This is a genomic window from Microcoleus sp., from assembly GCF_049646505.1.
In the GTDB taxonomy this organism is placed as follows: domain Bacteria; phylum Cyanobacteriota; class Cyanobacteriia; order Cyanobacteriales; family Microcoleaceae; genus Microcoleus.
Genome location: NZ_JBARVX010000515.1, coordinates 1 through 10,991, shown reverse-complemented (window position 1 = coordinate 10,991; position 10,991 = coordinate 1). Strand labels below are relative to the sequence as shown.

Sequence of the window (10,991 nt, the reverse complement as noted above, 5' to 3'; positions counted from 1 at the left end):
AAATTGCTTGACAATAGTTGCTTTAGCCTCTGCCAAGTCAGATTTAGCATTGCTCACTTCTGTCTGAGAGCGAATTTTCAGGACTTCGACACACCGCGCCTCGCGATGCAGTTTTGCAGCGTCCTCCTTATCCCACTTCTCCAAAAATATGCGACAATAGGACACCGAGCGTAAGGACGGTTCCATGAAAGTAAATTACCAAGAAAGAATTGAGGACACTGTGACGGAATTAAAAATAAGGCGTTGCTGATTCTGGCATACAAATCAACTTTTCGCTTGATGTTACAAAGCTCACCATACTTGGCTTATAGAAATTGGGAAATCTTGAATTCATATTTGTATTCAGCAACGCCATTATTTTTAATGTGTAACCTACTAAGGGTGGGATGCCCAAACCGATCGCGACTCCCACAAAAGCCTGACAGCAACCAAGGCCTTCGGACACTCTCCCCTCGCGTCTTTTGGGTCTTGACACTGCCCAAAAACCGGTACCGTGCCGCCCGATCGAGTCGCGGAGAACCACAACTTTCCGACAACAATTCAAGCTCGCCGATCGATCTGTGGAGCAAATCTCAAATCTCAAACCTTCAGTGCCCCAATCGACTGAGACTGCCTCAATAGCCCAATGGCGTTTCGGCATCCCCTTGATTTTTGATGGCGGGTTCTTCAGAATTTGGTGTCCGGGCCCCTAGCGATCGGCGATCGGGAACCGGCTGCAAGAAAATCGTGTCTGCAGGCTTCTGCGGAGCCAAACCGGTTTCTGGGTTTTGAGCTTCTTTAGCAAGTTGGTGTTTCAAAACTTCGCTAGCAGCAGTCAACTGCTGTTCCCGGAGGCGCAAAGTTTCCAGCTTTTGATACTCTTGACTCCACTGCTGCTGGCTGTAGACAGTCAAACCGTAGAGAGCCAGAGCACCGCCTAAAAGCAGAACCACAGCCGCTGAAGAGGCGCGCTCCACCCGCAAAAGAGATTGCAGCCACACCGGCTGCCACTGGCGATCGGGCATCACTTTCAGTACCGAAGCTTCGGCGCTTGGTCTTGGCGGTGCCTCGGCGACCTCGTAGTTGGGCAATTCGGGCCCTGTCTTTGCCCGTCTAGCTCTGGCAATAGAAGTAACTTTGCTGTTGGGTCTGTCAGGGGCGGGCTTGTGGGTCGATCGGGAGCGGCGAGAATCCGCGGATCTGATAGCAGCAGTCATAGAGTTCACCAATACATAAAATGGGGCAGCTTCAGCTTGATTGAGGCTAGGAGTTTTTTTGTTGCCGATCGTCAATTGTCACCAATCGCGACAATTTTGAATCGATCGGTTATCCTTACCCAAGATACATCACAAGCCAACCAACCCATCCTACCACCGGTCACTTTGACTTCAGGATTTGCCAAAAAAAATAAATCTTTGCCGATTCGCCAGAATCTAGGTGAAATTTATTAACAAATGCAGTATTGTAATCAACGAGCGAATCGTCGATCTATTCGTGCCAGCATGGTTTCTCAAGTACACTATTCCCTTCCTTGCGATGGGTTTTCACTGTTTAAGGAGTGTTTATGAACAAGGCATTAATTCGTTTGACTTTAGTAATGGGCTTGGCAGCAGCCCTCGGAGCCTGTGGCGGTGAGACCGGCGGCGGCGCTAGCCCTACTCCCGACAGCACTACTACTACTCCTCCTGTTTCTGCTCCACCAGCAGTGCAGGCAACTCCAACAGCCACTCCTGGGGCTGGTGCAACTATTGCTCCTGCTCCTGCCCCTAAGAAGTCTCCCTAACTACGGCTATTAAGGAGTCTAGACCCAACGAGCCCAGCCAGCAGGTAAAAAAATCGCTCCTGGCATTTTTTTACCTGATGGCTAGGCCTCAAGTTGGGTGTTATTGGTTGTTGTTTTATGCTTTGTCTACCCTTGGCTGTTCGATCGCACTGCCAAAATTCACGAACTTGGTGGCGAAACCGCGTTCGGGGACTTTAAAAATATACCTGTCGGGCGATCGCCCGTGCCTAAAAAATCCAGCTATCGATCATCAGATGCCGATCGTCCTGAAACCGGAAAAAACTATATATCACATAGTGTCGAAAAAGTCAAAAAAATCTAGGTGAAAATCTAAATTATTCAATTTGTTTTAAGAGTTATCCGAAAATTGGGTTGAAAACCCCGTCCTTTGAGGACTGCTTGAATTTTAAAGCTTTGTTACCGCGCGCGCCCCCACAATCCTGCGCCAGATAGCCTAGTCTCAGGTCAAAGAACAGGGGCAAAGCTAGGCAGATATTAGGTAAAAAATCACTGCGAAAGCTAAGTCGATTAACGACGCATCTTGGTATCAGTTCCGAATCAGGCTTGAATACTTTGGCAAGGTGTTTGAGAGGGTGACGGTTGCGGTTAACCCGCAATATACCAGCCAAGAATGCTCGCTTCTGCGGTGCAATTGTTAAGAAAACGCTATCAACTAGAACCCTGGTTTGTCGGTGCAGTTTTGCAATCGATAGAGATGAAAATGCAGCTAGAAACATCCTCAGTCGGGGATTGGGGACTTGCGGGCATACCGGAACCTTTGCGCTTGACGCAAGCAACGCTCTCTTGAGAGTTGACCTCTACTTTTGCTGGAGAAATCCAGGAGAGAGCAAGTCGGCTCGTAGAACCAAGAATCCCCGCGCGATCGCGCCTCGGAAGTGTCAAATAGTTAGAAGCTAGTCACTAGCCGTAAAATCACAGCTCCACCGCCAGCAAGGCAACCGGATTGTCGGCTGTGCGCGCTGGAGACGCGCGCCCTGCCGAGGCGGTACCTGCAAAATCATCCTAATCAGTGGTAGGATCAGCAATTAAAAATGTATCCAAATGTAAAGTGCAGCGGCGCTCTAGGTTTTGAAAGCCATTTAGTTAAAAGATTCAGGTAGGTAGTTTTATGCCCGCGACCGTCCCCTTTGAACAGATTGACCGGATTGTTGGGAACCAGCACAGCGATCCATTTGAAGTGCTAGGCCCCCACACGATCGAAGAAAATGGCAAAAAAGTCTGGGCCGTCCGAGCTTATCTGCCCAACGCGGATGCGGTATCGGTAGTATTGCCCGAGTCGAGGGCCCAACACCCGATGAAATCAGAGCATCACCCTCACTTTTTTGAATGTACGATCGACACCCCAGAACTAGCAAACTATCAACTGCGAGTCAAAGAAGGGGAACACGAACGTTTCATCTACGATCCCTACGCCTTTCGATCGCCCAAACTCACAGAATTTGACCTTCACCTATTCTCAGAAGGCAACCACCACCGGATTTACGAAAAACTCGGAGCCCACGTCACCTCCGTAGACGACATCACAGGAATATATTTTGCCGTTTGGGCTCCGAATGCCCGCAACGTATCAGTTTTAGGCGATTTCAACTATTGGGACGGCCGCAAACATCAAATGCGGAAATCTCAAAACGGCATCTGGGAATTATTCATTCCGGGACTATCCTACGGAACTCACTACAAATACGAAGTGAAAAACCAAGACGGACATCCCTATGAAAAGTCCGACCCTTACGGTTTCCAGCAAGAAGTGCGGCCCAAAACAGCATCAATTGTCACCGACTTAAATAACTACACTTGGCACGACAGCGCTTGGATCGAACAGCGGCGGCACACAGACCAACTGACTCAGCCAGTTTCGGTTTACGAATGCCACATCGGTTCTTGGCTGCACGCCGGTACAGACGAACCCGCGATGCTGCCAAACGGTGACATACAACCAGCAGTTGCGGTTTCAGAACTCAAACCAGGGGCGCGGTTTCTGACTTATCGAGAATTGGCCGCGAAGCTGATTCCCTACGTCAAAGATTTGGGATTCACTCACATCGAAATGCTGCCCATCGCCGAACATCCCTTCGACGGTTCCTGGGGCTATCAAGTAACCGGCTATTTCGCCCCAACTTCCCGCTACGGCACACCCGAAGATTTCATGTATTTTGTTGACCAGTGCCACGCCAGCGGCATTGGCGTAATCGTGGACTGGGTGCCGGGGCATTTCCCCAAAGACGGCCACGGTTTAGCATTCTTTGACGGAACTCACTTGTACGAACACGCCGATCCCCGCAAGGGCGAGCACAAAGAGTGGGGAACCCTAGTCTTTAACTACGGCCGCAACGAAGTTAGGAATTTCCTAGTATCAAACGCTCTGTTCTGGTTTGACAAGTACCACATCGACGGGGTTCGGGTAGATGCGGTAGCTTCCATGCTGTATTTGGATTACTGCCGGGAACCTGGAGAATGGCTGACCAACCAGTACGGCGGCCGCGAAAATATCGAGGCGGCGGATTTTCTGCGGCAGGTGAATCACGTCATTTTTAGCTATTTTCCAGGATCGCTGTCGATCGCCGAAGAATCTACCTCTTGGCCGATGGTATCTTGGCCGACCTATCTAGGTGGCTTGGGCTTCAACTTGAAGTGGAACATGGGTTGGATGCACGATATGCTCGACTACTACCACATGGACCCGTGGTTCCGCCAGTTTCACCAGAACAACTTAACATTCAGTATGTGGTACAACCACAGCGAAAATTTCATGCTGGCTTTGTCCCACGATGAAGTAGTCCACGGCAAGGCGCACATCATCGGCAAAATGCCTGGAGACGAATGGCAAAAGTTTGCAAACGTGCGGTGTTTGTTTACTTTTATGTTTGCTCACCCCGGAAAGAAAACGATGTTTATGGGGATGGAGTTCGGCCAGTGGCACGAGTGGAACGTTTGGGGGGATTTGCAGTGGCATTTGCTGCAATTTGAACCGCACCAAAAGTTGAAGCTGTTTTTTAAGGATTTGAACCATTTGTACCGCAGCGAAACTGCACTTTACAGTCAAGATTTTGCTGAGGATGGGTTTGAGTGGATTGATTGCAGCGACAACAAGCACAGTGTGGTAGCCTTTGTGCGCCGCGAGAAGGATGGCGATGAGTTTGTGGTGACGGTGTGCAATTTTACGCCGCAGCCGCACTCTCACTATCGCGTAGGAGTGCCGGAACCTGGTTTCTATACGGAGTTGTTTAACAGCGACGCGCGGGAGTACGGGGGCAGCAATATGGGGAATTTGGGGGGTAAGTGGACTGATGAGTGGTGGTTCCACAACAGTGCTTATTCGATCGACTTGTGTTTGCCGCCTTTGGGGGTGTTGATCTTGAAGCTCGATCGGGCAAAAACACAAGCAAAATCTCAAGAGTTTTAAGTAATGAGAGTTTTGAGTTAACAATCAAAACTCGATTATATGTAAAACTTTGAGGGTATTTAGAAACCCGGTTTATCTAAGAAACCGGGTTTTTTTGTGTTGTTTTTGTGGAGGCAAACCTGTTATCTCAATTCCGGTTGCACCGTCAGGTGATTGTTGACTGTTGACTGTTGACTGTTGACTGTTGACGGGCGGGTCTAAAAACTGAATGGTTGAGTGTTAACTGTTGACTCGATTTTATTATTCAGAGGCAACCGGAAACGATATTATTTGTAGGGTGGGCCGGACCGCGCGCGCCACCCCGATAAGTAAGTAGTTTGTAGGGCGTGCAATGCGATTAGTATTGACCGGGTAGCCCGCGAACGCCGGCTTTGAAGGACAGAAAAATCTGAACTTCAAATAGCGATTTTCGGCTTTTTCTCTAGTTATCGCTTCACCGCGCCAGACTTTTTCTGGCTTTTATCGCATACAAACTCAACACTAAACGCCGCAGCGCACCCTACAATGCCCCATTCCCAATGCCCCATTCCCCATTCCCAATTCCCCATTCCCAATTCCCAATTTTTAATTTCGAGTATCGGAAGTACCAAGATTATAAGAAACTTTAGACTGCTCAACTGCCACTACTTCAGAAATAGACTGTTCTTCCCCTGCATTTAAATTCGGCAGCGGCATATGCTTCATTTCCCAAACTTTCAGCAAAATGAGATATTCATAAAAAGCTTGCAGCGTACACCAAGCTAATCCCGCTTGACCGTCAAGAAATCCGCCGAGTAAAATATACATATAGAAAAAGCGCACCACAGGGCGCAAAGGCAAGCGCAAAGAAAAATCTTTCAAAGCGCGACGCCTTTCTACCTCCGATGCGCCAAACAATAAATCCCACCAATTCACTTGACCGGCTGCTAATTGGCGGAGAGTTTCGGCCGCTTCGTCAGTCGAGTAGCGGTTGTGCTTTTCAATCCAGCGAGAAAGACCTTTGCTGCAAGTATAGTGAGGGTAGGTTTCCTTTAAAAAGTGAGTAGGCCCGCTGCAGACTTCCCGTTCGGTGTGACCGTAGTCAGAAAACCAAACTCGGTCTTTGCGAAACAGGCGCATTTGATAGCGGGGATACTGAGTGCTGCGGCGAATCCAGCGCTCCATAAATATTACTTTTTCTGCTACGTAATAGCCGATGTATTCTTGACTTTCGATCGCCTTTAAACATTCAGCAAACAGTGCAGGGGTCATCCGCTCGTCAGCTTCGAGGATGTAAACCCATTCGTACTTGCATTCTACTTCTTTGAGCATCCAAGTCCGCTGGCGTCCGTGAGTTTCAAAGCGGTGCTGCACTGTTTGCACGGGATAGTTCTGAACAATCTCAAGGGTGCGATCGCCGCTGAAAGAATCAACTACAATGATATCGTCACAAAGCAGTGCCGATTCTATGCAAGCGGCGATATCAATCTCTTCGTTGTAAGTCAGAATATAAATTGAGAACATTCCCAGCTTTCAGTAAGGGCAAACTATAGAAGAAGTCATTAGTCAGTAGTCATTAGTCAGTAGTCATTAGTCATTAGTCATTAGTCAGCAGTCATTAGTCATTAGTCATTAGTCATTAGTGCTGTCTCCCCCCCCCAGCGAACGTCCAACGTCATCAGTCAGGTAGAAGGTAGAAGATAGAAGGCTCTTCGACACTTCGTCGAAGGGTTCAGTGCAACGCTTCGCGGTTCCTGATTCCTTCGACTACGCGAGCGGATAAACGCAGTCGTTGGGGAGGAACCGAGAAGAAGTCGATGTGAAAATGCAAGAAAATTAATGGCTTCAGTCATTAATAAGGTCGTAACTGCCAGGAGCGTTTGCTATGTTCAGCAGATTAAGTATTTCTTGCAAGATATCTTGACTTACGGGTTCTAGGGGCTGGCGCCGGTCAATTTTTGCGGCGGCCGAACCGCAGAATTCCCAGACTTCTCAATCCTGTCCAACCAACAGTAATGTAGCCGATCGCTAACAACAAACTGCTGATTCCCGTCTGCAAACTCGAATTTCTCGATCGAGTTCTCAACTCTTTCTCTTTTTGTTGCTTGCGGGTGCGAATTTCATTGCGAGCTTGAACAGGCAGTTCTTGAGCTTGCTGTTCTAGAAACTTGTCAAGGGCTTTCGGGTCATTTTTTGAATCCTCAAGCACAGCTTTCAATTCCTTGGGAACATCTGGACTCTTGAGTGCTTGCTGCAGCTGCCCGTCATCTTGCAGCAGCGCGCCTATCTGGCTGCGGCGCTGGCTTTTGAGCTGTTCTACCTGAGCTTTAAACTGCTCGCTTTTAATTTGCACCTCTAGTTGATTTTCGGCTTGTCCCGCTTCCTTATCGACTTGAGCCAGAGCATCCTTGAGTTCCAAACGAGTATTGTTGAGGTGAACGGGAACCAGCAACAGGTAAATTAGCCCTAACAAGCTGGAAATCAACAGCGCCCAGAATCGCAAGTCAACCCAAACATTGCGCCGCTCAATAGAGACTCCGCTGCTGCTGTCCACCCAAAAGCCAGTCATCAGCAGGGCGATACCCATCAAAGGAATAATCCCCCGGTCTACTATCTGAGTTGCTGCAGCCAACTGCCAGCCTCGATTCACAATGTCGGAGGTTTCTCCCGGCAGCGATAGAACAATGCAGTCGAGCAATGCAGAAAGAATCAAGATAATCCCGACTACTTTTAGAGTTCGAGCTGCTACTGAAGAAAATTGACGGCTGTTAGTTGCTTTCATAATTCCTGTTAGATAATTCTACACCGTTAGATTCAACGAAATTTTGTTGAGTGGGTTAACTGGTGGGATCTCCCCTACCGTTTTTGATGGGGAATCACTGATTCCATAAGGGTTTGGAGCTAGAGAGCCGGTTCATTTTTTAGGGAAACGGGTGTTAGTTTCTCGTACTCGCTGGTTGATTCGCCTGCGGGGCCATCGCGCCCGGAGCCGCGTCACACCATCGCGGGAGGTTCAGTTTCTTGCTCTGTGGAAACAGGAATCCTGAAGGTGAAAACCGCCTTTAAGGCGGGAAACTCTGCAAACGAATCAAAGTGTCCCCCATTTTATGAGTTTGGAAGCCCCCATAAGAGGCGAAGCCGATTGGGTACCTCACGTTATTTTCCATCAAAATAGCTCGATCGGGTACTCGCGTCGATTTTCTCCGGTTTTTCACCAGGCAGAGCCGTAATTGAGCGCAAGTTGCAGCAGGCTCTCTTGGCAAGCTGGCCAGGGGAGGCGGAGCGCGGTCGCCGGAGGCTGTGGAGCTTTTTGATACTCCCCATGCCGTTCGTGCTGCAAGGATTCTTGAACAGTCCCAAGTCTGATTTTCGCTGGCGGCTATCAAATCGCCACTACCGATTCCACTAAAATTTAACCCCAGTTTCACCGCTACTTTTCTGATGATTAAAGTTCATTGATACTCCCCACTGATGAATCAGGGGGATTCTTGACTAAGACCACAAAGGGACTTTCAAAGGCGTTATCAATGCGCCTCTACTGACTTCTTTGAGACAAATCCCCAAAGTCGCCGCTACTTTTCTACCGATATTGCCTGCCCCATTGCAATCTGCATTAATCAACAAACCTTCAAGAGTGCGATACAATCCGCGCTTAACTCTTTGACCGCTTGGTTGCCACCCTTCTGGTTTTTCGCAGAATTTAGGTAGCAAATCAAGGTCAACAAAAGAAGCCTTAGAAGTATACGATTCTTCGGTTTCCACAAACCGAACCCCGTACTGTTCGCATAACTGAGCAATGCGGGATTTTAACCTGCCAGTTGGAATCTGAACAAAATTTTGATTAGTTTTAGATCCCAAATTAATACCATTTTTCATTCCAGCATTCCAGCCGAATATTATAGTGCCAATTTTATTGAGCAAGGAATGATTTATTACTTTTCGAGCTGAAGAGTTGACAGCATCTCGCATGGTGCGATTGCGCTTCTCAGTTAAACACTCCAATCGCTTTGACCAGTAACCATTCGTTTTCCCTTCCATTAAAAACGCAACACGCTTGTTATATCCTTGATTGATCGACTTCAGATGTCGTCCGTCAATTATTAAGCTAGTCCCCACGTTGCTGATACAAGTCAACCAATTATTTATCCCGTGGTCTATCATCAAGGCTTTAGAGCGATCTACCTCTACTTGGACATCTTTCGATTTGTAAATCAACTCTAAATAGAAAGAACCGTTTCGAGGTAAAATCCTATATTCTCTGATTGCTTTGTAATCTAGGTTGGTAGGCATAGGGAGATAGAAAGCATCCAAGCCGAACCAAGTTTTAACTTGGCTGCCCAATGGGAATCTCAGTAATCCATTTTTAAGCCGGACAGAGCGACCTGTATAAGTCACTAAGGCTAGACCGCCTTTTCGATAATTTGGCAATCTAGGTCTTTGGGTTACAGTGCCTTTGCTGATTCCTCTGAGTAGTCCCATGTAGGATTTGAAGGACTCAGCGACCGTAGTTAGAATCTGTTGCGCGGTATCGGAATAAAATGCTTTGTAATGCAAGTTCTGGTTTTCTGTACCAAGCACTTTGTGCAACTGAACCCTACTCGGTATTTTGCCTGTTTTAAAGTACATTTGACGAGCATAATATATTCCGCAGTTCGTCAACTTCGACGACTCGCTGCACAGGAATTCTAGAATTGCTTTTAAGTCTTTAGTTGGGCTGATTAAATTCTGTTGACATCCAAACATATTCTCTTTCCTCCTTGTTACAGTATACTATGATTTCATTCTTTCAACAATAAACAATTTAATTCTGTCTATCTTTCGGTATCAAGGAATTGGTTGAACACAAAGATGTTAGGCGACTTGCCTTCGCTGCCGCTTTCCTCCCCATGTCTAAAGCCAGGGGCTTCTCGCTCGTTTTTCGGTGAAGGAATCGCCTCCGTAACTGCTCTCGAAAAAGGAGCGATAACATATTGAGAGATAACTGCCGATCGAGAAACGATGCCGTCCAATTCTACTTCATTTGTCAAAACGAATCTCAAAGGTAAACTTAAGAAAATTGTGAGCAATCTTTATCGATTAAGAACGCGGGTAGAATATTGCTTTCGGCAAGGTAAAGAATAATTAGGTCTGACAGATGACCGTTTTACTGATTTTAAGGATGTTTAAAAGTGGCGGTCGATTATTTTTGTTGAACAATGATTGCTTTAACTTCCCAGTTTTTTTTGTTTGTAAATCTATGCTATCGAACTCAATCTAATCCCAACAATAATTATCCTAACTTCTCGGATCGTCAACAATAAAACCACCAAAGTGATAAAGAATACCTTAATGATTTTTGTTTAGTTGTGCAACCTCTCCTTCTATTTGGGTTGATTCATCCTTGGTTGCAAATATTCTATAATTCTAATTTATTGCTGGGGACTAAGCATTTAGTTGATGCAATGAATCAATTCCAACCCTTTTATTATTCTGCTCTATCTGGGCTTATTTCTTACTTTTTTAATCGGGAGAGTGACAGAAGAGGCTTATAGCGAACCTAAATCATTTGTGTGATTTATTGTAGGGTTCTTCTCACCCAGGTCGAACCCCGATCGGGGGTAGGCACTCTTAGCGCTACCCTTGCAAATCTGCATGAATCATTTAGGATTGCTATATCGTCTCCGAGGTTGTCTGTACCCGATCGAACTTTGAGCGGGTTTAGTCGGTGCAGCCTACAAGTTTTTGGGATTGCTGCAAGCTGCAAGACAAGCGATGGCTAGCGCCGGGACGATCGCCCCGACACAGGAAAACACTATTAATCTACTTTAAAAGCGGATAGTAAAGTTCTCCTGTTGAGTTGATATAACC

At 47.1% G+C, this 10,991-nt stretch carries 9 protein-coding genes and 2 pseudogenes; 4 read left to right on the top strand and 7 right to left on the bottom strand.

Annotation, left to right across the window (positions count from 1 at the left end; genetic code table 11):
• The 3 genes and pseudogenes from WBA89_RS24535 to WBA89_RS24525 all read right to left on the bottom strand — a co-directional run.
• Positions 1-186: pseudogene (locus WBA89_RS24535) on the bottom strand (hypothetical protein); the annotation flags it as partial.
• Between the two features lie 43 nt (positions 187-229).
• Positions 230-640 carry a hypothetical protein gene (locus WBA89_RS24530; protein ID WP_424410104.1) on the bottom strand — a complete coding sequence of 137 codons (411 nt, stop codon included), beginning with the start codon at positions 638-640 and terminating at the stop codon, positions 230-232.
• Positions 615-1,196: a hypothetical protein gene (locus WBA89_RS24525; protein ID WP_424410102.1), complete on the bottom strand. Its 582-nt coding sequence runs from the start codon at positions 1,194-1,196 to the stop codon at positions 615-617. Before WBA89_RS24525 ends, WBA89_RS24530 begins: the two co-directional genes overlap by 26 nt.
• Positions 1,197-1,543: 347 nt before the next feature.
• Here WBA89_RS24525 and WBA89_RS24520 point away from each other — a divergent pair, with 347 nt between their 5' ends.
• From WBA89_RS24520 to glgB, 4 genes and pseudogenes are all read left to right on the top strand, one after another.
• On the top strand, positions 1,544-1,762 hold the full coding sequence (locus tag WBA89_RS24520) for a serine protease (protein WP_424410101.1): 219 nt from the start codon (positions 1,544-1,546) through the stop codon (positions 1,760-1,762).
• 103 nt (positions 1,763-1,865) lie between these two features.
• Positions 1,866-2,084 carry a hypothetical protein gene (locus WBA89_RS24515; protein WP_424410099.1) on the top strand — a complete coding sequence of 73 codons (219 nt, stop codon included), beginning with the start codon at positions 1,866-1,868 and terminating at the stop codon, positions 2,082-2,084.
• A gap of 196 nt (positions 2,085-2,280) precedes the next feature.
• Positions 2,281-2,680, top strand: a pseudogene (locus WBA89_RS24510) (zinc ribbon domain-containing protein); the annotation flags it as partial.
• A 211-nt stretch (positions 2,681-2,891) separates the two neighbouring features.
• A complete protein-coding gene (glgB, locus tag WBA89_RS24505; protein ID WP_424410098.1) occupies positions 2,892-5,186 on the top strand; it encodes a 1,4-alpha-glucan branching enzyme in 2,295 nt (764 codons plus the stop codon).
• Positions 5,187-5,750: 564 nt separating this feature from the next.
• Here the strand turns inward: glgB and WBA89_RS24500 are convergent.
• The 4 genes from WBA89_RS24500 to WBA89_RS24485 form a co-directional block, all read right to left on the bottom strand.
• Entirely contained in the window at positions 5,751-6,668 is a 918-nt protein-coding gene (locus tag WBA89_RS24500) for a glycosyltransferase family 2 protein (RefSeq protein WP_424410097.1), read from the bottom strand.
• A gap of 427 nt (positions 6,669-7,095) precedes the next feature.
• The gene (gene hpsJ-B / locus WBA89_RS24495) at positions 7,096-7,926 is read right to left on the bottom strand and encodes a hormogonium polysaccharide biosynthesis protein HpsJ (protein ID WP_424410095.1); all 831 of its coding nucleotides are present in this window, start codon (positions 7,924-7,926) and stop codon (positions 7,096-7,098) included.
• A gap of 710 nt (positions 7,927-8,636) precedes the next feature.
• Positions 8,637-9,887 carry an RNA-guided endonuclease InsQ/TnpB family protein gene (locus WBA89_RS24490; RefSeq protein ID WP_424410094.1) on the bottom strand — a complete coding sequence of 417 codons (1,251 nt, stop codon included), beginning with the start codon at positions 9,885-9,887 and terminating at the stop codon, positions 8,637-8,639.
• Positions 9,888-9,955: 68 nt separating this feature from the next.
• A complete protein-coding gene (locus WBA89_RS24485; protein WP_424410092.1) occupies positions 9,956-10,171 on the bottom strand; it encodes a hypothetical protein in 216 nt (71 codons plus the stop codon).
• Between the last annotated feature and the right edge of the window lie 820 nt (positions 10,172-10,991).